The sequence below is a fragment of the Pseudovibrio sp. Ad13 genome, from assembly GCF_001623225.1.
In the GTDB taxonomy this organism is placed as follows: domain Bacteria; phylum Pseudomonadota; class Alphaproteobacteria; order Rhizobiales; family Stappiaceae; genus Pseudovibrio.
In genome coordinates this window covers 143,854-163,114 of the sequence record NZ_LMCC01000004.1, presented here as the reverse complement: position 1 = coordinate 163,114, position 19,261 = coordinate 143,854, and the positions used below count along the sequence as shown (strand labels likewise).

Annotated in this window: 21 protein-coding genes; 9 read left to right on the top strand and 12 right to left on the bottom strand. The window is 51.3% G+C overall.

All coding sequences use genetic code 11. From position 1 onward, the window contains the following. Positions 1 to 27: 27 nt before the first annotated feature. The gene (locus tag PsAD13_RS05505; protein ID WP_063305554.1) at positions 28 to 237 is read right to left on the bottom strand and encodes a (2Fe-2S)-binding protein; all 210 of its coding nucleotides are present in this window, start codon (positions 235 to 237) and stop codon (positions 28 to 30) included. Positions 238 to 354: 117 nt separating this feature from the next. Here PsAD13_RS05505 and PsAD13_RS05500 point away from each other — a divergent pair, with 117 nt between their 5' ends. Continuing rightward, positions 355 to 1,116, top strand: a complete 762-nt coding sequence (locus tag PsAD13_RS05500) for an SDR family oxidoreductase (protein ID WP_063305553.1) — start codon at positions 355 to 357, stop codon at positions 1,114 to 1,116. 165 nt (positions 1,117 to 1,281) lie between these two features. Further along, positions 1,282 to 2,007, top strand: a complete 726-nt coding sequence (locus PsAD13_RS05495; protein WP_208981043.1) for a hypothetical protein — start codon at positions 1,282 to 1,284, stop codon at positions 2,005 to 2,007. 32 nt (positions 2,008 to 2,039) lie between these two features. Here the strand turns inward: PsAD13_RS05495 and PsAD13_RS05490 are convergent, their stop codons facing one another. The 5 genes from PsAD13_RS05490 to PsAD13_RS05470 all read right to left on the bottom strand — a co-directional run bounded on the left by PsAD13_RS05490 (position 2,040) and on the right by PsAD13_RS05470 (position 7,238). Continuing rightward, a complete protein-coding gene (locus PsAD13_RS05490) occupies positions 2,040 to 2,840 on the bottom strand; it encodes a xanthine dehydrogenase family protein subunit M (RefSeq protein ID WP_057464196.1) in 801 nt (266 codons plus the stop codon). 41 nt (positions 2,841 to 2,881) lie between these two features. Next, positions 2,882 to 3,379 carry a hypothetical protein gene (locus tag PsAD13_RS05485; RefSeq protein ID WP_063309501.1) on the bottom strand — a complete coding sequence of 166 codons (498 nt, stop codon included), beginning with the start codon at positions 3,377 to 3,379 and terminating at the stop codon, positions 2,882 to 2,884. A gap of 3 nt (positions 3,380 to 3,382) precedes the next feature. Beyond that, positions 3,383 to 5,746, bottom strand: coding sequence for a xanthine dehydrogenase family protein molybdopterin-binding subunit (locus tag PsAD13_RS05480; RefSeq protein WP_063317509.1), 2,364 nt, complete (start codon positions 5,744 to 5,746; stop codon positions 3,383 to 3,385). Positions 5,747 to 5,854: 108 nt separating this feature from the next. Beyond that, a complete protein-coding gene (locus tag PsAD13_RS05475; protein ID WP_057464199.1) occupies positions 5,855 to 6,343 on the bottom strand; it encodes a (2Fe-2S)-binding protein in 489 nt (162 codons plus the stop codon). A gap of 193 nt (positions 6,344 to 6,536) precedes the next feature. After that, on the bottom strand, positions 6,537 to 7,238 hold the full coding sequence (locus PsAD13_RS05470) for a carbon monoxide dehydrogenase subunit G (RefSeq protein WP_063317508.1): 702 nt from the start codon (positions 7,236 to 7,238) through the stop codon (positions 6,537 to 6,539). Positions 7,239 to 7,843: 605 nt separating this feature from the next. On the opposite strand from PsAD13_RS05470, the gene PsAD13_RS05465 reads away from it, so the two are divergent. Genes PsAD13_RS05465 through PsAD13_RS05455 form a run of 3 tightly spaced genes read left to right on the top strand, consistent with a single transcriptional unit; the run spans position 7,844 to position 10,526 of the window. Beyond that, complete coding sequence (locus PsAD13_RS05465; protein ID WP_063317657.1) at positions 7,844 to 8,800, top strand: class I SAM-dependent methyltransferase; 957 nt, start codon at positions 7,844 to 7,846, stop codon at positions 8,798 to 8,800. Positions 8,801 to 8,804: 4 nt separating this feature from the next. Beyond that, positions 8,805 to 9,641, top strand: coding sequence for an RNA methyltransferase (locus PsAD13_RS05460; RefSeq protein ID WP_063286745.1), 837 nt, complete (start codon positions 8,805 to 8,807; stop codon positions 9,639 to 9,641). A gap of 21 nt (positions 9,642 to 9,662) precedes the next feature. Continuing rightward, positions 9,663 to 10,526, top strand: coding sequence for an SDR family oxidoreductase (locus PsAD13_RS05455; protein WP_063286744.1), 864 nt, complete (start codon positions 9,663 to 9,665; stop codon positions 10,524 to 10,526). 67 nt (positions 10,527 to 10,593) lie between these two features. On the opposite strand, the gene PsAD13_RS05450 is transcribed toward PsAD13_RS05455, so the two are convergent. After that, positions 10,594 to 11,007, bottom strand: coding sequence for a GFA family protein (locus PsAD13_RS05450; protein WP_063286743.1), 414 nt, complete (start codon positions 11,005 to 11,007; stop codon positions 10,594 to 10,596). Positions 11,008 to 11,079: 72 nt separating this feature from the next. After that, positions 11,080 to 11,496 carry a GFA family protein gene (locus PsAD13_RS05445; protein WP_063286742.1) on the bottom strand — a complete coding sequence of 139 codons (417 nt, stop codon included), beginning with the start codon at positions 11,494 to 11,496 and terminating at the stop codon, positions 11,080 to 11,082. 204 nt (positions 11,497 to 11,700) lie between these two features. On the opposite strand from PsAD13_RS05445, the gene PsAD13_RS05440 reads away from it, so the two are divergent. Together PsAD13_RS05440 and PsAD13_RS05435 are read left to right on the top strand one after the other, a co-directional pair. Further along, positions 11,701 to 12,333 (top strand): DUF2799 domain-containing protein, encoded by a 633-nt coding sequence (locus PsAD13_RS05440; RefSeq protein WP_063306311.1) that lies wholly within the window; start codon positions 11,701 to 11,703, stop codon positions 12,331 to 12,333. A 41-nt stretch (positions 12,334 to 12,374) separates the two neighbouring features. Beyond that, positions 12,375 to 12,827: a YtoQ family protein gene (locus tag PsAD13_RS05435; RefSeq protein ID WP_063286740.1), complete on the top strand. Its 453-nt coding sequence runs from the start codon at positions 12,375 to 12,377 to the stop codon at positions 12,825 to 12,827. A gap of 103 nt (positions 12,828 to 12,930) precedes the next feature. On the opposite strand, the gene PsAD13_RS05430 is transcribed toward PsAD13_RS05435, so the two are convergent. Continuing rightward, the gene (locus tag PsAD13_RS05430) at positions 12,931 to 14,406 is read right to left on the bottom strand and encodes a methyl-accepting chemotaxis protein (protein ID WP_063317507.1); all 1,476 of its coding nucleotides are present in this window, start codon (positions 14,404 to 14,406) and stop codon (positions 12,931 to 12,933) included. A gap of 163 nt (positions 14,407 to 14,569) precedes the next feature. Between PsAD13_RS05430 and PsAD13_RS05425 the strand changes: the two genes are divergently transcribed. Together PsAD13_RS05425 and PsAD13_RS05420 are read left to right on the top strand one after the other, a co-directional pair. Further along, positions 14,570 to 15,031, top strand: a complete 462-nt coding sequence (locus tag PsAD13_RS05425; RefSeq protein ID WP_084404649.1) for a GNAT family acetyltransferase — start codon at positions 14,570 to 14,572, stop codon at positions 15,029 to 15,031. A 341-nt stretch (positions 15,032 to 15,372) separates the two neighbouring features. Then, the gene (locus PsAD13_RS05420; RefSeq protein ID WP_063317505.1) at positions 15,373 to 17,274 is read left to right on the top strand and encodes a PhoX family phosphatase; all 1,902 of its coding nucleotides are present in this window, start codon (positions 15,373 to 15,375) and stop codon (positions 17,272 to 17,274) included. 198 nt (positions 17,275 to 17,472) lie between these two features. Here PsAD13_RS05420 and PsAD13_RS05415 read toward each other — a convergent pair whose 3' ends face one another. The 3 genes from PsAD13_RS05415 to rpmI all read right to left on the bottom strand — a co-directional run bounded on the left by PsAD13_RS05415 (position 17,473) and on the right by rpmI (position 19,255). Beyond that, complete coding sequence (locus PsAD13_RS05415; protein WP_153040848.1) at positions 17,473 to 18,444, bottom strand: hypothetical protein; 972 nt, start codon at positions 18,442 to 18,444, stop codon at positions 17,473 to 17,475. Between the two features lie 227 nt (positions 18,445 to 18,671). Then, positions 18,672 to 19,028, bottom strand: coding sequence for a 50S ribosomal protein L20 (rplT, locus tag PsAD13_RS05410; RefSeq protein WP_008553032.1), 357 nt, complete (start codon positions 19,026 to 19,028; stop codon positions 18,672 to 18,674). A 29-nt stretch (positions 19,029 to 19,057) separates the two neighbouring features. After that, positions 19,058 to 19,255: a 50S ribosomal protein L35 gene (gene rpmI, locus PsAD13_RS05405; RefSeq protein WP_057464257.1), complete on the bottom strand. Its 198-nt coding sequence runs from the start codon at positions 19,253 to 19,255 to the stop codon at positions 19,058 to 19,060. Between the last annotated feature and the right edge of the window lie 6 nt (positions 19,256 to 19,261).

Below are 19,261 nucleotides of genomic sequence, written 5' to 3'. Positions count from 1 at the left end.
ATTGACCTTTTTTAGAATAATTCCAAGTTACTGTCCAGAGTCATCTTTAACTTGTTCAGCCTCAGCGTATACAACTTCGATGATGCTTTTAAAGCAACCACCACATTTTGGCCTGTACCCAAGGTGACGAAATACCGCGCCCGGAGTGGGGACTACCCCCTCAGGATTCTCGCAAAGCTCACGTGCAGCTTGTTTTATTTGTTTGTCATTAATGACGTTGCAGTGACAAATGATCATTGTTGGTTGCTTTCGGGCTCCCAATTTCGCTTGCAAAGCATTATATAAACAGTAGATCTTTTAAAACTAGAGAATAATACTCCAGTTTCCTGCAGTCCTATCACGAGCAAAGCCCCTATGAACACCAACCAAACGACGAAGGATCTCCGCAAGACAATCGTCTTAACGGGCGCAAGCCGTGGAATCGGCCACGCAACCGTAAAGAAATTTTCTTCAGCGGGTTATCGGGTCATTAGCTGTTCCAGACAACCATTTTCTGACAAATGCCCTTGGCCATCCGGGCCGGAAGACCACATTGAAGTGGACTTGGGTGATGCAGGTAATCTGGAAAACGCCGTTCTCCAGATCAAAGAGCGTCTGAAAGACAACGGCTCCATGCTTCATGCCCTTGTCAACAATGCGGGTATCAGCCCGAAAGACGAGGAAGGCCAACGCCTCGATTCCCTGACAACCCCAATGCAAACATGGCGAGATGTGTTTCAGGTAAACTTCTTCGCGCCAATTATGTTGGCTCGCGGTTTGTTTGATGAGCTGAAGGCTGCGAGAGGTTCCGTCGTGAACGTCACGTCCATCGCCGGGAGCCGTGTGCATCCGTTTGCTGGAACAGCTTATGCGACTTCCAAGGCGGCTCTTGCTTCCCTGACACGTGAAATGGCTGCTGACTTTGGGCCACATGGCGTTCGTGTGAATGCGATTGCTCCGGGTGAAATCGACACTTCGATTCTCTCACCGGGTACCGAGAAAATCGTTGAGACCATTCCAATGCGCCGTCTTGGCAGCACCACAGAAGTGGCAGACACCATCTACTTCCTGTGTTCTGCTCCATCTTCTTACGTGACAGGCGCTGAAATACATATCAACGGCGGTCAGCACGTATAAACGCGTTCTTATGTGAAACGTGAAAGGGGCGCTTTGGGCGCCCTTTTTTGTTGCAAGCTTGCGTGCTGAAGAGCGCCAATCATTGGCAATATTCCTTAGCTCTTTTTTATTGATCCTCTGATTTAATTAGCTGGTTGCATCAAGAAGTGTTGGGGGATCAAACACATGCCAGCGGTCAACTTAAAGAGGGTGCCCGTCGTTTTGTACGGCATGGTGTTTCTGATAGTGCTGCTCGGCATTGTTCAGCAGGTGTTCGTTGATACCATTGGCATTGAAACGCCTTTGAAAGACCTGCGGCATATCTCACTGGATGAAGAACTCAACCTCGGCGCATGGTTCTCCTCCATGGTGATGCTCTGCATTGCCGGTTTGACTGCTCTGATTGGCATCATTGAACGACATTCCAAGAAACCGCAAAACTGGCCCTACTGGTTGGTGCTCGCCTTTGGTTTTCTCTACATGTCCGTTGATGAGAACATCGCAATCCATGAAGTCACAATCGATCCGCTACGCAATGCATTCAACCTGAGCGGTGCTTTTTACTTTGCGTGGGTGTTGCCTGCTGTGGTTCTGGTTGGAACGCTTGGGCTGATTTATCTTCGCTTTCTCATGCGGTTACCAAAACGGTTTGCTGTTTTGTTTGTGCTGTCAGGCAGCATCTATCTGTCCGGTGCAATCGGTTTTGAGATGCTGGGAGCCGTGTTTGCTGGCAGCGAAGGCTATGACGCGCTTGGCTACAAGATCTTCTACATTTTGGAAGAGACATTTGAGCTGGTTGGCCTGACGACCTTTCTCTCTGCCCTGCTCGCCTATCTGGGTGAAGTTCACCAGTACGCGGCCATTACATTCCAGCGATCAATTCAGGCTGGTTATGTCACACCCGAGAAGTGAGGAGAAGGGACAAAGCCCCTTCCCTCAATGTGTTAGCTGGATGCCGCAACAGCACGCTTCGCCATGACCGTCACCAGATTAGCGCGATAGGCAGCGGTACCGTGAAGGTCTGAAAGCATGTTGTCAGCAGATGGCGCCATGCCTGCAACTGCATCGGCAGACCAGTTGCCATCCAGAGCTTTTTCCATGTCAGGCATGCGGAAAACACCATCCTGGCCAGCACCTGTCACAGCCACACGAGCACCTGCCCCGGTCTTTGCTACAAAGACACCAGCCATTGCATAACGCGAGGCAGGATTGGGGAACTTCGCGTATGCAGTGTTCGATGCGACCGGGAAGACAACCGCAGTCACGATCTCATCTTCATCTAGTGCGGTTTCGAACATGCCAGTGAAGAAATCCTGCGCAGAGAACTCACGCTTGTTGGTCTCAATAGTTGCCCCAAGAGCCAGCAAAGCTGCCGGATAATCCGCTGCCGGGTCATTGTTGGCGACAGAGCCACCAATCGTACCCATATGGCGGACATGTGGATCACCGATTGTGCCTGCCAGATCAGCCAGTCCTGGAAGGACAGCCTTGATATCTTCATTGGCCGCGACATCTGCATGGCAAGTTGCTGCACCGATGCGGATAGAGCCATCAGCCTGCTTTACAATACCGGAGATTTCTCCGATGTGGCGCAGGTCAATCAAGTCACTTGGCGCTGCAAGGCGTTGCTTCATGGTTGGGATCAAGGTCTGACCACCAGAAAGCAGTTTGCCATCATCAGCATTTTTCAGCATTGCCGCAGCATCTGACACTGTTGATGCGCGATGATATTTGGTCTCGTACATTTTTAGCCTCCCATCCCCTAAAGGGGTCTTTGGCAGAGTTGCTATGAGTTAAGTTCAGACAATTCAGTTTTCGGGTACGGAATAGCTTCCAGATCAGAAAAGAAAATCTTGCGATTTTGCTCACCGTGGATCAGTTGGCCAAGCCGCGCAGCTCTTTCAAACAGAACTGAGGCTTCGCTTTCTTCCCCTGCCAGCAATGTGGCGCGTGCCAGAAGTTCAGAGGCATAGGCGTGGTCAAAGTCTGCCATATCCTCTTGATGAACCTCTGTCAGGTCCATGGTCTGCCGGGCGTAACGCATTGCAGCTTCACGGTTTCCAAGCAGAACATGGATACGACCTACCAGCCACAAGCCACGTTGGTGATGGACTTTCGTTCCGGCCTGAAGCCAGTGCCAAAGGCTGGCGTGGGCGACATGGAGCATCTCGTCATTTTCCTCGGGCGAGCGGCTCTCATTTTCTAAGAGAGCCCATGCGCGCTGATTGAGTTCGATGGCGATGAACTTGTGATCCAATGTCGATTTAGCGCCAGCCTGTGCCATTGATTACTCCGCTGCCTGCTTCATGCCGTTGTCCTGAATGAGCTGCCAGACGCGGTTTGGCGAGGCAGGCATATTCATGTCACGAATGCCAAGGGCGTCCGTTACGGCGTTGATGACAGCAGGTGGTGACCCAATCGCGCCAGCCTCTCCGCAGCCCTTCATGCCGAGCGGATTGCCCGGGCATTCGGTCACTGTGGTTTCCAACGTGAAGGACGGCACATCATCCGCACGCGGCATGGTGTAGTCCATGTAAGAAGCTGTAAGCAGCTGACCGTCTTCGTCATACTGGGTGTGTTCCAGCATGGCCTGCCCGATGCCTTGCACCAAACCACCGTGCACCTGACCTTCCACAATCATCGGATTGATGATGGTGCCGAAGTCATCAGCCGCGACAAAGTTCTCGATGGAGACAACGCCCGTATCCGGATCAACTTCGACCTCGCAGATGTAACACCCTGCTGGGAACGTGAAGTTAGTTGGATCGTAGAAGGCACCTTCCTTCAGGCCGGGTTCCATGCCTTCCGGCAGGTTGTGGGCTGTGTAAGCTGCCAGAGAAACTTCGGTGAAGGTGAGTTTCTTATCGGTTCCGGTGACTTTCAACTCACCGTTCTCGATTTCGATGTCTCCTTCGGACGCTTCCATCAGGTGCGCTGCGATCTTCTTTGCCTTGGCTTCGACTTTGTCGAGTGCCTTAGCAATTGCAGACATACCAACGGCACCAGAGCGGGAGCCATATGTGCCCATGCCCATCTGCACCTTGTCGGTGTCACCATGGACGATGGAGATGCTCTCCGTTGGCAGGCCAAGCCGGTCAGAGACCAACTGAGCGAATGTGGTTTCGTGACCCTGACCATGGCTGTGCGACCCAGTCAGAACCTCAATGGTTCCAACGGCATTCACACGAACCTCAGCAGATTCCCAAAGACCTACACCTGCACCTAGTGAACCGACAGCTTGAGATGGTGCGATACCACATGCCTCAATGTAGCAAGACATGCCAATACCGCGGAGCTTGCCAGCGGCTTCGGATTGAGTGCGACGCTGAGCAAAACCATCATAATCGATAGCCTTCATGGCTGCATCAAGAGAGGCTTCGTAATCACCGGCATCATAAGCCATGATCACTGGTGTTTGATGCGGGAACTCGCGCACAAAGTTGATGCGGCGGAATTCAGCTGGCGCCATGCCAACTTCTTTTGCAGCCGTTTCCATCATGCGCTCAACCACATAGGTGGCTTCCGGACGTCCTGCACCGCGATATGCATCCACTGGAGTGGTGTTGGTGTAGACCGCTTTCACATTCGCGTAGATGTTTGGAATGTTGTACTGGCCCGACAGCAACGTCGCGTACAGATAGGTTGGTACAGAAGATGAAAACAAAGACATGTAAGCGCCAAGGTTGGCGACTGTCTTCACACGGAACCCGGTGATTTTGTTGTTCGCATCCAGAGCCAGCTCTGCGGTGCTGTGGTGATCACGACCATGCGCATCTGTCAGGAAGGCTTCTGTACGGTCGGAAGTCCACTTGACTGGACGGCCAACACGCTTTGTTGCCCAAAGACAAGCAATCTCTTCGGGATAGATGAAGATCTTGGAGCCGAAGCCACCGCCAACATCCGGTGCAACTACGCGCAGCTTGTTCTCAGGTGCCACGTTGTAGAACGCGGAGAGTACCAAGCGTGCCACATGCGGGTTCTGAGAGGTGGTGTAAAGCGTGTAGTGCTCTTCTGACGGATCAAAATGGGCCAGAGCAGAGCGTGGTTCCATCGGATTTGGAACAAGGCGGTTGTTGTCGATGTCCATCCGGGTGATGTGTGCTGCGTTTACAAACGCTTCATCCGTTGGAGCTTCCTCGCCAATCTCCCAATCGTAGATGAGGTTGCCGGCGGCTTCCGGATGGAGCTGTGGTGCGCCGTCTTTCAGAGCATCAAGACTGTCAACGACAGCTGGCAAGTCTTCATATTCCACCACAACAGCTTCTGCTGCATCACGTGCCTGCTGCTGAGTATCAGCAACAACAACTGCGATGGCCTGACCGACATAACGGACTGTTTCCGACTCCAAAGCACGGTACGCGCCCATGTTCATTGGAGAACCATCTTTGGAATGGATCATCCATCCGCAAATGATGTTGCCGATGCCATCTGCAACCAGCTGATGCCCGTTCAAGACTGCATCAACACCCGGCATTTTCATCGCATCATCTGTGTTGATGGACTTGATACGAGCATGAGCGTGTGTTGAGCGGACGAAAGCAGCGTGACCCATGCGTTGCATGGTCATGTCATCCGTATAGCGGCCATTTCCGGTAATAAATCTTTTGTCTTCTTTGCGCAGCACTCGTGCGCCGATTCCTTCTGCTGTCATTTCCATCCCCTCCCGGAAGGTTGACTTCAGCAACTGTTCATAGGCTCCAGCAGTGCAACGCACCTGAAATAAGGTGCAGCAGGATCAATGATCAGTTGAATTTCCGAATTATTCTGCGGCTTCGAGAACTTCGGCCATTTCGTCAGCTGCGGCTTTGATTGCCTTGACGATATTGTGGTAGCCGGTGCAGCGACAAATGTTGCCTTCCAGCTCATGGCGAATTGTTTTCTCGTCGAGATCTGTACCCAGGCGATCAATCATATCGATTGCAGACATGATCATGCCAGGGGTGCAGAAACCGCACTGAAGACCGTGGTTTTCCTTGAAGGCTTTCTGCATGATGTGCAGTTGGCCATTTTGGGAAACGCCTTCAATTGTGGTGACAGCAGAGCCAGTTGCCTGAACAGCAAGCATACTGCAGGACTTCACTGCTTTACCGTCCATGTGCACAAGACATGCACCACACTGTGAGGTGTCACAGCCGATGTGTGTTCCGGTCAGTCCCTGATTTTCGCGCAGAAATGTAGACAAAAGAGTGCGGTCTTCGACCTCACCAGAAATCTGCTTTCCATTCACCGTCATAGAGACAGTCGTCATGGTTTTCCTCCCTCAAAAAAGCCTGCAATTTCGCGTCCGCAGACTATGAAGCCAACAGCCTTGGTCAGGATCTCCCGTCCTATCAAGGCAGTTGGTTGTAATTTAGGCCATTGGCCTTGTTATTCGGCGGGGCCGTTAGCTTACAAAGCGCCCTCTACGCGCCTTGCAATCTCCGACCGCCAAATTCCTAGTTTCAAAGTAACCAATAAAGAGCAATCAAAACAACCAGAGCCATAAGGCCCCAACCCAGCGGACCACCCAGGAATCCCTTGCCCGCCGCAACTTCTACCTTCTCCTCAACGTCTTTGACTGCATCTTCCAACGCATGTTCAGCATCAGCCATGGCTTCAACTGATCCTTCGATGGCGTGCTCGTTTGCGATAGACTTGGCTTCCTCGATCAGACCCGGATCCAACTCAACAGCTTCTAGCGGCTCGTCCTTGCCTGCTACCGGAGTTCCACCGAGTTCTCTGTTCAGATTCGAGAAGAACTCCTCAGCCATCTTCCTGGCAGTTGAATCGATCAACCGGTTTCCCAATTGAGCAAGTTTACCACCGACCTTTGCATTAACCTCATAACTCAGAAGTGTGCCATCCCCACTCTCTGACAGGGTTACATCTGCCGAGCCCTTCGCAAACCCTGCAACACCGCCTTTGCCTTCTCCGGAAATTTTGTAGGAGTTTGGCGGGTTCAGATCAGAGAGGGTTACTTCTCCTTTGAACTTGGCTTTGACCGGTCCCACTTTTGCTGTGACCGTGGCAGACATCTCAGTGTCGGAGGTTTTTTCCAGACTATCGCAACCGGGAATACACTTTTTCAGCAATTCAGGATCGTTGAGAGCTTCCCAAACCTTTTCCTGACTCGCAGGTATTTGCTGCTCTCCAGACATTTCCATGGATTGGCCCCCTCGTTCTTTTCAGTGCTTCCTTTAGGTAGGCTCCACGCCTTAAGGTCACTTTTGCATTCCACGTCATGTAGATTGGACTTAAATCGAGGGAAAAGACAAGTACCTCTCGTGTTAAAATTGTCATGGATGCTCAAAACTTCTTTTCAGAACACAACGACGTTTTATACGTCCTGCATTATGCTGGTGTTCCCACGCTGTGGATACTCACTTAACGGTAAAGAGCTTGTTTTGCGCTAAAGCGTTGACCCGAGGCCCGCATCGCCTTAATGCCTTTTCATTAAATAAACGAATTCAGCGTGAGGCTTTGTCTCGCGTTTGTGCGCAGAAAATCAAAGGCAACATCCTTGAGCAAATCACCCAAAGGCGGCGCTCCACGAACCCGCAATGCGCAATCCAAAAAAGGCGGAGCACGGAAGGACAACGGTCCGAAGCGTGGTTTTTCTGCCAAACGCGATACCCGAGATAATCGGGACCAGAGAGAGGCGCGCAATCCCCGCGACACTCGTGGTGGCAAGAAAGATAGCGCAGCAGCAACGCGCCCGATCCGGCGAGACCAAACGCGTAGCGCTCCAGCCACCACGGTTGTTGAGCCCATTGTGCGCGAACACAAGCCAACATCTGCCCGCTTCACCACCCCTGCCAGCGTTTTGCCTGTGATGGTGGAAATGAACGGTTGGGACGATTATGCCCTGCTGGATATGGGACACGGACAAAAGCTTGAGCGCTATGGTCGCTATAAACTGATCCGCCCTGAAGCGCAGGCGATGGGGGCCCCTCGCCTGCCAGAAAGCGAATGGAAAAGCGCAGACGCTATCTTTACCGGTGACGTTGAAGAAGAAGGCCCTGGCCGCTGGAAGTTTGCCAATCAGGTTGATGAGATCTGGCAGATGAAATACGGCCCTGCCACCTTCAATGGCCAGTTCATGTCTTTTCGCCATGTGGGTGTGTTTCCTGAACAGGCAGCGCACTGGGATTGGGTTGGTGAGCAGATCAAAAAAGCAGATCGTCCGCTCAAAGTTCTCAACCTGTTTGGATACACAGGAATGGCTTCGCTATTGCCTGCTGCTCTTGGCGCGCAAGTCACTCATGTTGATGCTTCTAAAAAGGCCATTGTCTGGGCACGTGAGAACCAGGAGTTATCCGGCCTTGAAGATAAGCCAATTCGCTGGATCTGTGATGACGCCATGAAGTTTGTGGAGCGGGAAGTGCGCCGCGGAAACACCTATGACGGCATTATCCTTGACCCGCCGAAATATGGTCGCGGGCCGAATGGAGAGGTCTGGGACTTCTTTGAGAGCGTGCCGCACATGTTAGCGTGCGTGCGAAAGCTGCTCTCGCCCAATGCGCAGTTCCTTCTGATGTCCAGCTACGCTATCCGTGCCAGCTTCCTGTCTTCTCATGAGTTGATGCGTGAATGCCTTGATGGTTTGCCGGGCACGATTGAATCTGGTGAGCTGGCTATTCGCGAACTTGATGGACCACGATTGCTCTCAACCTCCCTATTCAGCCGGTGGAGCGCACCTGAAAACAATAAGGTTGAGGGAGCATAACCCGATGGAAACCAGAGATAATCACCGTGCCGGTGCAGTAAAGCAGATCACCTCACACTCCAATCCGATTGTGAAGGAAATCAAAGGCCTTGTTGCTCAGCGCAAGAATCGCAAACAGTCCGGATTGTTCGTTGCTGAAGGCCTGAAACTGGCAACCGATGCATTGGAAGCTGGCTGGGGTGTGCGATATCTGGCGCTTGGTCCTGAAGCTCGTGAGAACAAGATTGCGCTAGAAGCGGCTGCGAAAGCAAAAGCCCGTGGTGCCCTCATTCTTGAGGTGAACACGGCTGTGCTTGGTGCAATCACCCGCCGTGACAACCCGCAGATGGTGGTTGGTGTTTACGAACAGCAGACCATGAAGCTGAGCGACATTGACCCGAAAAGTGCCACGACATGGATCGCGCTCGATCGTGTCCGTGATCCCGGTAATCTGGGAACCATCATCCGCACCGGCGATGCGGTTGGTGCGACTGGCGTTATTCTGATTGACGAAACAACTGATCCATTTGCTGTTGAGACTGTACGTGCGACAATGGGCTCTCTGTTCCATATGCCACTTGTGCGCTGTACTGCTGATGAGTTCGTTGAATTCCGCAAGAGCTGGTCCGGATCTGTGGTTGGCACTCATTTGCGGGGCACAAAGGACTATCGTGCTGTAGATTATAAAGAACCTGTCATTTTGTTGATGGGCAATGAGCAGGCTGGCCTGAGTGATAAACTGGCTGACACCTGCTCTGATCTGGTGAAAATTCCGCAGGCGGGGCAGGCTGATTCAATGAACCTGGCTGTTGCAACGGCTGTGATGCTTTATGAAGTGCGCAGGAACTATCTGAAGCTGTAAACGTAAGCCGGGGGGCTTGGAATGCGCTTGTTGATTTTGGGAGCTGGATATTCAGCTCGCCACTTTGTGAAAATGTACGGGACCGAGTTTTCCTGGATTGGCGGAACGACCCGCTCTCCTGAGAAAATGGAGGAACTGCGGTCCAAAGGGGTTCAGCCGATCCTCTTTGACGGACAAACAGCAAGCGATGAGCTGTTGGAGGCTATTGCCACTGCAACTCATATTCTGGTTTCTGCCGCGCCAACGGACGATGGTGACCCTCTGCTGAATGCTGCGCGTGACGCAGTTGCGAAAGCAAAGCCAACGGCGATCTGCTATCTCTCGACCATCGGGGTATATGGCGACCACGGAGGTCGTTGGGTGACAGAAACAGCGGAGTGCAATCCAACCTCCAAACGCTCCAAGCAGCGTCTGGAAGCAGAGCACGAGTGGCTCGCATTCTCAGAAGAAACCAGCATCCCAGTCAGCATTTTGCGCCTTGCCGGCATTTATGGCCGTGGCCAGAATGCGCTTTGCAATCTGGACAAAGGTAAAGCCCGCCGGATTATCAAAGAAGGTCAGGTCTTTAACCGTATTCACGTGAGTGATATTGCTGGAGCTGTCCAGCATGCGTTTGAAGACAACGCCTCCGGTATTTTCAACGTGTGTGATGATGCGCCGTGTCCGCCAGAAGATGTGGTGGAATATGCTGCTCGTCTGATGGGTGTGGAGCCACCGCCCGCAATCGCCTTTGAAGATGCTGATCTTTCGCCTATGGCGATTTCGTTTTACGGCGAAGTGAAACGCGCGAGCAATGCCAAGCTGAAAGGCGCATTGGGGTATAAATTCAAATTTCCAAACTACCGGGAAGCGTTGGATTATATGTGGGAGAACGGCTGGAGCTAGAGCGTGTGAAGAACACGCCTTGATCCAACCGCTCACCTTGCACCGGTTTTGACCGCAGAGCGGATTTTTATACTGTTTCGTGTTGAGGCAGGTCTCCTTCTATCTCGTAGTAATCGCCTTTGCTGGCGCAGAAGATGTGACCTGCCAGTTTCGAGCCTGTCGTTTCTTCCAAAAGCCCAGCGCTGAAGTAAACTTCATGAGCAATCTCGGGGATTTTGTCTCCGTGATAAAACAGGCTGCTGCCGCAGTTGTTGCAAAATGCGCGCTTCGCGTAATCAGAGGAGCGGTAATATGAGATGTTCTCTTCTCCGCTCTCAACCTTCAAAGCATCAAACGGAATTGCGATTGCGTGGAATGGCCCGCTGTTCCAACGACGGCACATTGTGCAATGGCATAAACCAATATCTTTCTGGGGCGCTTCAGCCTTGAATGAGACTTCGCCACAAAGGCATTTCGCTTTATAAATCCGCAAGTCAGACATATCTCTCTCCCTTAGAGCTTGTTGGGTAACCTTAGCCGAGGGCCACGGTTTGGGATAAGATCAATTTCCTCATCAATCTTCGTAGGCATATTGAGGGCGACCATCTTCGATCTCGTAGTAGTCACCCTTTGTGGCACAGAAGATATGATTGCCTGCTGTGAGGCCTGTTGGCTGCTCCAACGTACCCACGGCAATCGCAATTCGGTCTTTCCATTGAGGATGGCGGTCTGCATGCCAAAACAGGTTTGATCCGCATTTTGAACAGAAGCCGCGGCGGGCAAACTCAGAGGATTCATAGTATTTGACGGCATCTTCGCCTGAGGTGAACTTCAGATCTGCCAGCGGCAAGCTGAATGCCTCAAACGGGCCGCTGCCCCACTGACGGCATTGCTTGCAATGGCAGCTGCTGACCGGTTCATTCGGCGCTTCACCTTCAAAAGTGACCGCGCCACACAGGCAGCGCCCTTTAAATTCAATGGTCTTCGTCATCTGACTTTCCAATACCTACTGAAATGAGATGGCCTCTCGAATCGAGGGCTATGCGATTCCTTAAAGAGAACATATAGCGAACATTTGTATTCAGCAAGCGTTCAGGTTAAGTCTCGTATCTGGATTTCATAGATTCAATTTTTGTCCAATCAGATGTGCAGGGCACTACAAACGCGATTGGATTTTAGGGAAGGCATGTTGGGGATGCGGGTACTTTTTACTGTTGTTGGACTTGGGCTGGCGCTGAGTGGCTGCGCCTCCCTTTCTGAGGAAGATTGCAAGGTCGGCGACTGGCAAGGCATTGGTGTTGTTGATGGGCGCGCTGGTTACACCTCTGACAAGCTGAATGAACATACAAAAGCTTGCGGCAAATACGGCGTCACACCGGATGTGAGTGCCTATATGGCTGGGCGCACCATTGGCCTGCAAAGCTATTGTACGCCAATCTCAGGCTTTGAGCAGGGTCGTGAGGGTAAGAGCTATCGCGGTGTATGCCCAATCGCTACAGAAGAGAGCTTCAAAGTTGGCTACTCCCTGGGCAACCAGCTTTATTCAGCCAATGAGACTGCCAGTGAAGCTCAGGAAGCAGTCTGGGAAATTCAACGCCGTATAGACCGGCTTGAAGAAGAAGCGCGCGGCGAAGATTGCAAGTCTGGCAAGGAAGGCAAGGCCTGCCGAAAAGCTGCTGATGCCGCCCGGACCGACTCGTATCTGGCTCGTGCAGATCTGCTCCTTGCACAAAACAGGCTATTCTCTCGCGAGCGCCAACGCGATCGTGTCCGAAAAGAAGTCACCAATAAGCTGCTTGACCTTGAACCGAGCTACAACCCCTCTTAAAATTTGCAGGCAAATGCAGATTCTTAGGGGAAGGCGAGCCGATGAAAACGTGGCGTGTTTATCTTTCAGGTGAGATCCACACCGATTGGAGAGAGCGTATTGAACATGGTGCGGCTGATGCAGGCCTACCTGTTCATTTTGACAGTGCCGTGACCGATCACGAAGCCAGTGATGATTGCGGTGTCGAAATTCTAGGCCCAGAAGAAAACAACTTCTGGCGAGATCACAAGGGGGCAAAGGTGAATGCAATACGCACTCGCACGCTGCTCTCTGAGGCCGATATCGTTGTGGTTCGCTTTGGCGACAAGTACCGCCAATGGAACGCAGCCTTCGATGCAGGGTTCGCCTCAGCATTGGGCAAGAGCATCATCGTGTTGCACGAACCAGCTCTGACGCACCCATTGAAGGAAGTGGATGCAGCAGCCCTTGCTGTTGCCGAAGACCCTGACCAGGTGGTTGATCTGCTTCGTTACGTGATCCGCGGCGAGCTGTAAGCCCCTCCCAATTCAAGGGAAGACGCTGTTTCACCACGGCCCTACACTCTCACCTCACTATGAGGGATGAGTGTGGGGCCTTTTGTTTTTGGGGCTCTGAACATCAAGTATTGAATGCGATGAGGGTGTTGCCCCAGTGGCGACCTTTGACCCAGATTGGGGCTGAGACCAGTTTGATCATCATTACTTTGCCGCCCCCCATATCTCGGCGATACGTTTGCAGGCTGTATTCCTTGGTGTTCTTGCTTGCGTTCAGGCCCGCATGATCATCGAACATTCTGCGGTTACGGCAGTTTGCTGCATTCCAGACCGGGTCATTGCCTTGTGGCTTTGAATAGTCTTTGCTGTGTGTTGGCAGATAAGCGTTCTTATCTAGCGCTGCGCAGAAGACGATGTGGTCATCGAGATCTTTGACTGGCTCCTGAATAGCTGGAAGCACCCGGTCGGTCATTGGGGTGAAAAGCGCCATGAACTGAGCTGGATTGGAGCCTTCAATTGGCGTGTAGTTGAAATCGAAGAGATCATTCACTGAGATCCGGCCTGCGTCCACTTCAGCTTCAAACGCTTCCATGGTCTTGCCAGCAGTCTCTTTTGCTACTTCGATCATCTGCTGATTGAGGTTATCGCCATGTTCGACAGCCACTTCAGCGAGAAGCGCGTCGGCAGTCTGAGAGGTTCCCAGCATCTGGCCCGAGATCTGTTCGATGCTTTCCGCATTTGTTGAGACAACACCTATCACTTCATCACGGTTGCGCAGAAGCTCTTCGGTATCTGCATCGTTGTTTGCACAAGCCGTTCGTATGGAGTCCGTATTCGCGGAAATGTTGTCTACCATCGCTTCCAGTTCATGGAAGAGGTCATTGATAGATTGTGTGCTGTTCTCAGCAGTTCCGACTGTGCTAAGCGCGCCCTTGCCTAAATCGACCAAGGTGTCCGCTTCTTTGCCGAGTTGGAGAATGGTCTGGTCGATCTGCTCCGTCGCAACAGTCGTTTGTGTTGCAAGAGCCTTTACTTCACTGGCTACGACAGCGAAGCCTTTCCCTGCTTCACCGGCACGAGCTGCTTCAATGGTTGCGTTGAGCGCCAGCAAATTGGTTTGGCGGGCAATGGCATCAATGGAGCTGGAGAACTGGCGAACATTGGCAAATGAAGCCTGAAGACCTTCCAGCTGCCTGTTGATGCTGCTGATGGCTGTCGACAGGCTGTTGATGTTGGCGAGCGCGTCGGTCACCACCTCCTGAGACTTAGACATAGTATCGCGGGCGTTAGACGTCTGCTCAGCAGTTTGTTCAACCGCGGCACTCACTTCCCGATTACTTTCGACAACGCGTCCAGACGCGTCCTGGAGGCTTTCCATGGCCATTTTCAAAGCACCTGCAGTGTTATTCACGGCGTCCAGCTCTCCCGCAGCTGATGCCATGTCCAACGCGAGCGCATCCAATTCGCCAAACAAGCGTGCACTATCAATGGAATTCTTAGGTTCTGTAAATTCCACCACTGCAGACTGACCGATTACTTCTCCTTGGTCATTTGCAGCGGCTTCAGCAAGCATTTGTGTATTACGCTTAAAAAAAGCCATATCGAAAACCTCTCAATCGCGCAAAGATTTTCATATTTTTACTTATAGATTATTAACCTTGTTATTATTCCTCTTCTCAATTTCAAGCTACTGTATTAAAAAGGATAATTACAAAACATCCTGTGATTATTTTTCTATTTTCGAACTACTATGCGCGGTACATATGATTTGTCGTGAAATGTGCTTATCAGATCAGGACGCAGTTATTGCTCTCTGGAAAGCTGCCGGGGTCTTCCGTGAATGGAATGATCCGATGCGAGATATCGAAAAAGCACTGGAAGGCGAACACTCTACGATCTTAATCGGTGAGTTGGATGGCGCTATTGTTGCCAGCATTATGTGCGGTGAAGACGGGCATCGTGGCTGGTTTTATTATGTAAGCACACATCCAGACCATCAGGGAAAAGGGCTGGGCAAGGCAATCACGGCAGCAGCAGAAGAGTGGTTGCGGGCTCGAGGTATTTGGAAGGTCCAGCTGCTTGTGCGTGGTGATAACGCGCAGGTTGTCAGCTTCTATGAAGGACAGGGGTACAATGACACCCACGCCATCTGTTTGCAAAAGGTGATTGAACCGCTGCGACGCATAGTTTTACGCGGTTTTCACAAGGCTCTTGGAAACAGTTGAAAGCTTACCTGCTTGGTTTGAAGCATTCCTGAAATTTACTTGCGACACCATATCATTAGACGTCAATACTTAGTTTTCTGATCAGCGACCGCACCCTGACAGAATTATTCCTACAAATTTAAGTAATCAACAAATTTAAATAATAAAAATCAACAATAATTATCATCTTCAACAACTTAACTCTAAGATCCATCACAGATCCTTACTCCAACATGCGACGCACTTTAACTTGAATACGATATTCATATTACATCTGCAGGATTTTCATCGCCCTATTGCTTCGTGAAGATGTCATGTTAGCGCTCTAGTGTGCGCTCACCTTCTTCTACGGGATTTTTCCAATGACGAATGAATTTATGAATGAACTCACAGCAGATGAATGGGATGAACAGAACTTCCCACGTGCTGAAGAAAATGAATTTGATCGCGTTGTCGAGCGTGCGATTTCACGCCGCGGGTTTCTGGGGGGCGTGTTGGCATTTGGTTCCGGCGCAGCTGTGATGGGCACTGGTGTCCTCAGCCTCTCCATGTCTGAAGCCAAAGCTTCTACTTCACATTTCGCGTTCAAGCCCATCCCAACTTACACTGATGCGACTGTACATGTGCCTGAGGGTTACAGCTGGGAAATACTGGCGCGCTGGGGTGATGCACTGGTGGATGGTGCTGAAGCCTTCAACCATGAGACAGGTGGTTCTGCTTCTGGTGCTGACAAGGTGTTTGGTGAGAACACCGACGGCATGGAAAGCTTCGTGTTTCAGGGCAAGCAGTTGCTGGCGATCAACCATGAATACGCCAACCGCAAGATAAACCTGCCTCAGAACGAAGATGGTGCCCCCAAGAGCGCCGAGGATGTTCTGAAGCTGCAACATCTGCAAGGCGTAGTCGTCATTGAAGTGGAAGACGGGGACAATGGCTGGGCTATTGTAAAGAACAGTCCGTTCAACCACCGCATCACACACAACACGCCGATGACGCTGGCAGGCCCTGCTGCTGGTCACCCTTTGCTGCAGACAGCAGCTGACCCTTCCGGTACGCAATCGCTTGGCACCTTCAACAACTGTGGTTCCGGCAAAACACCGTGGGGTACGTACCTGACTTGCGAAGAGAACTTCAACGGGTACTTTGGCGCGACTGAGGCTGCTCCTGCGGCACGTCTGGACGGTGTTGATGCTGGCTATAAGCGTTATGGCATCAACGAGACGGGTTTCAACTATGACTACCATAAGTTCGATGAGCGCTTTGACATTGCGAAGAACCCGAACGAACCGCATCGTGCTGGCTGGATTGTAGAGATCGACCCAACAGACCCAACCTCAACACCGGTGAAACACACTGCTCTGGGCCGCTTCAAGCATGAGAATGCAGAAGCTGTTTTGGCACCAGATGGCCGCGTGGTCGTTTACATGGGGGATGATGAGCGCGGTGAGTTCATGTACCGCTTTGTCTCCAACGGCGTTTACGCTCCAGGGCAGCCAACTGATGGCTTGCTGGATGAGGGTACGCTCTATGTTGCCAAGTTCAACGATGACCAGACAGGTGAGTGGCTGGCGCTAACCCCAGAGACCACTGGTATGGACGCGGCGAGCATCGCGATCTTCAGCCGTATTGCCGGCTCTGCTGTTGGTGCAACCACCATGGATCGCCCAGAATGGATTTCTGCCAATCCTAATGCAGTAGAAGCTTATTGTTGTCTGACCAACAACAAGAACCGCGGCGTGAAGCCAAACGCCGGTGGTGACGACACTTCCATCAACGGCCCGAACCCACGCGAGACCAACAAATACGGCCAAATCGTGCGCTGGCGTCCGCACAATGAGGATCATGCCGCTGATACGTTTGACTGGGATCTTTATGTGATGGCTGGCAATCCGGCCGTTCACGAAGGTCCTAAGGCCGGGTCTGCAAACGTTAATGCTGGCAATATGTTCAACTCACCGGATGGTATGGCATTTGATGAGACGGGCATGGTCTGGATCCAGACAGATGGCAACGACAGCAATGAAGGCGATTTTGCCGGAATGGGCAACAACCAGATGCTGGTTGGTGATCCTGTAACAGGAGAGATCCAGCGTTTCATGACCGGACCAACCGGCAGTGAAGTCACTGGCCTGACCTGGTCTGCTGATCGCCGCAGCATGTTTGTTGGCATTCAGCACCCGGGCGGTAACTGGCCAGACGGCGGCAAGCTGCCACGCTCTTCCGTCATTGTCATTAAGCGTGATGATAATGGTGTGATTGGGTAAGTCATTGAAGTGAAGACTTGGGCCCTTCGGGAGAAGTTCCGGAGGGCTTTTACTTTACATTTTATAGAGGAACAGAGATCTTCAGATACCTAAGAAGTTCCTACACTGGCAGTGAGGTGTCATGGATTACGGTCCAATGTCTTCAGCAAATAGCCTTTTCCTTCAGAGACGATTAGTCATTTTCGCTGAGTGTCGCAACTAACGCCGCCATTTACAGACAAGAAAGCCTTTTGCGGTGCAGCATTCAACAAGGTACAGATTCGCATGGTAAAACTGCCAGCGCCAATCGGGTTTTTCTGGCACATCCTCTTCTGATAACTGAAGCCAATCCATCAAACGACTACGGTCATCTATAACCTCTTCGTTTCTTTCTATGACTTCACAGCATCGGTCAACGTGGATCACGTGACCCGACGCTGTTCCTACACTGGAGATCATCGCCCCCAATACGACCTTATTGCCGGCTATCATTGGGGTTGAAATGCCGTGTCGAGCAAGTTGCTGACTTTCTTTTGCAGACATCTCTCTAGATAAGCCAACAACACCCTTAAGGGCCAGATCAGAATCGGCTCGGTGCGCCGCTACTGCTTCTGCAAGTGTTCCATCATCAAAGCTATTGTGATTGCCAAGCATCAGAAAACGAAATTCCTCGCGGCTCACTCCGACATATAGCAGATGCTTGCTATCCCCCTTGCGCTTTCTATTCTTGTTGGCAGGAATCAAATGCAAGTGGTGAACATCATAGGCATTTAAAGCCATGTCTTTGTCTCCCCAATTTACACCTCTGCGGCTTGGGGGGTACGGCACAAATCCATGAGTATGAACCTTTTGAGAAAGGTACGGAGTAAGGTCTTCGCCCACTCGAGCTTTCTCAATGATAACATTTATCTGATCAGCATATTGTCTCGGATTATTACGAGTCCAAAACCCATCCCAAACCATTGGTTGCCTTGGATTGGTAGGAATGAATCTGTCTATCCAGTTGATGTATACACGCATCAATTGGTCCAAACTCATCTTCCGGAGATGACTCTTTGTGTCAGAACTAGCAGGAAAACAAGGAACGGTCTCGATCATCCATTCACGCAAACCTGACAGACGTTTTGATGATGAAACTAAGTGGTCAATCTTGTGGCTATATTCTGGGATGACGTAATCTGTATCTTGCATAGTGATTTGAACCTAAGCAATTCAATGAGTGCTGGTTACAATAAGAGCACACACCTCACCTGACACAACAACCCACTTGCTTCAAAAAGACAATAACTGTGATGCAGCCCCCTCTATACCGTCTTACTTTCACAACTCATCCTACTACTAATCACCAAATACAAAAAAAGCAGGCTCCTTTCGGAACCTGCCTTTTTCAAAAAAGCTTCTGCTTTCTACTATAGCAATTAAGCTACAGCAGCCTGCGCCTTTTCAACCAGTGCTTTGAATGCGTCTGGCTGATTGATCGCGAGGTCAGAAAGAACCTTACGGTCAACTTCGATGCCAGCTTTGTTCAAGCCATCGATGAAGCGGCCGTAGGTCATGCCGTGTTCACGGGTCGCTGCGTTGATACGCTGGATCCAGAGTGCACGGAAGTTCCGCTTGCGAGCTTTACGGTCACGGTAAGCGTACTGTGCCGCTTTCTCGACTGCCTGCTTAGCAACGCGGATGGTGTTCTTACGACGGCCGTAGTAACCTTTGGCTGCCTTAATAACTTTTTTGTGACGAGCGTGGGCGGTAACGCCTCTTTTTACACGTGACATGGTAGTCTCCTAGTGTCAGGTTTTAAGGCTTAGCCGTAAGGCAGATATTTTTTCACGATACGCGCATCTGCATCGCACAGAGTGGTTGTACCACGTGCGTTACGGATGAACTTAGTCGTGCGTTTAATCATGCCGTGGCGTTTGCCAGCCTGGCCACACTTAACTTTGCCAGTCGCGGTCAGCTTGAAGCGTTTTTTAGCTCCAGACTTCGTCTTCAACTTGGGCATTTTGCG

What these genes read in the sequence shown, in the direction of transcription:
- PsAD13_RS05435 (WP_063286740.1), top strand. Translation starts at nt 12,375, where the DNA reads ATGAAAACGTGGCGTGTTTATCTTTCAGGTGAGATCCACACCGATTGG.
- PsAD13_RS05490 (WP_057464196.1), bottom strand. Translation starts at nt 2,840, where the DNA reads ATGTACGAGACCAAATATCATCGCGCATCAACAGTGTCAGATGCTGCG.
- PsAD13_RS05495 (WP_208981043.1), top strand. Translation starts at nt 1,282, where the DNA reads ATGCCAGCGGTCAACTTAAAGAGGGTGCCCGTCGTTTTGTACGGCATG.
- PsAD13_RS05485 (WP_063309501.1), bottom strand. Translation starts at nt 3,379, where the DNA reads ATGGCACAGGCTGGCGCTAAATCGACATTGGATCACAAGTTCATCGCC.
- PsAD13_RS05475 (WP_057464199.1), bottom strand. Translation starts at nt 6,343, where the DNA reads ATGACGACTGTCTCTATGACGGTGAATGGAAAGCAGATTTCTGGTGAG.
- rpmI (WP_057464257.1), bottom strand. Translation starts at nt 19,255, where the DNA reads ATGCCCAAGTTGAAGACGAAGTCTGGAGCTAAAAAACGCTTCAAGCTG.
- PsAD13_RS05455 (WP_063286744.1), top strand. Translation starts at nt 9,663, where the DNA reads ATGCGCTTGTTGATTTTGGGAGCTGGATATTCAGCTCGCCACTTTGTG.
- PsAD13_RS05430 (WP_063317507.1), bottom strand. Translation starts at nt 14,406, where the DNA reads ATGGCTTTTTTTAAGCGTAATACACAAATGCTTGCTGAAGCCGCTGCA.
- PsAD13_RS05500 (WP_063305553.1), top strand. Translation starts at nt 355, where the DNA reads ATGAACACCAACCAAACGACGAAGGATCTCCGCAAGACAATCGTCTTA.
- PsAD13_RS05420 (WP_063317505.1), top strand. Translation starts at nt 15,373, where the DNA reads ATGACGAATGAATTTATGAATGAACTCACAGCAGATGAATGGGATGAA.
- PsAD13_RS05460 (WP_063286745.1), top strand. Translation starts at nt 8,805, where the DNA reads ATGGAAACCAGAGATAATCACCGTGCCGGTGCAGTAAAGCAGATCACC.
- PsAD13_RS05505 (WP_063305554.1), bottom strand. Translation starts at nt 237, where the DNA reads ATGATCATTTGTCACTGCAACGTCATTAATGACAAACAAATAAAACAA.
- PsAD13_RS05450 (WP_063286743.1), bottom strand. Translation starts at nt 11,007, where the DNA reads ATGTCTGACTTGCGGATTTATAAAGCGAAATGCCTTTGTGGCGAAGTC.
- PsAD13_RS05425 (WP_084404649.1), top strand. Translation starts at nt 14,570, where the DNA reads ATGATTTGTCGTGAAATGTGCTTATCAGATCAGGACGCAGTTATTGCT.
- rplT (WP_008553032.1), bottom strand. Translation starts at nt 19,028, where the DNA reads ATGTCACGTGTAAAAAGAGGCGTTACCGCCCACGCTCGTCACAAAAAA.
- PsAD13_RS05470 (WP_063317508.1), bottom strand. Translation starts at nt 7,238, where the DNA reads ATGGAAATGTCTGGAGAGCAGCAAATACCTGCGAGTCAGGAAAAGGTT.
- PsAD13_RS05415 (WP_153040848.1), bottom strand. Translation starts at nt 18,444, where the DNA reads ATGCAAGATACAGATTACGTCATCCCAGAATATAGCCACAAGATTGAC.
- PsAD13_RS05445 (WP_063286742.1), bottom strand. Translation starts at nt 11,496, where the DNA reads ATGACGAAGACCATTGAATTTAAAGGGCGCTGCCTGTGTGGCGCGGTC.
- PsAD13_RS05440 (WP_063306311.1), top strand. Translation starts at nt 11,701, where the DNA reads ATGCGGGTACTTTTTACTGTTGTTGGACTTGGGCTGGCGCTGAGTGGC.
- PsAD13_RS05480 (WP_063317509.1), bottom strand. Translation starts at nt 5,746, where the DNA reads ATGACAGCAGAAGGAATCGGCGCACGAGTGCTGCGCAAAGAAGACAAA.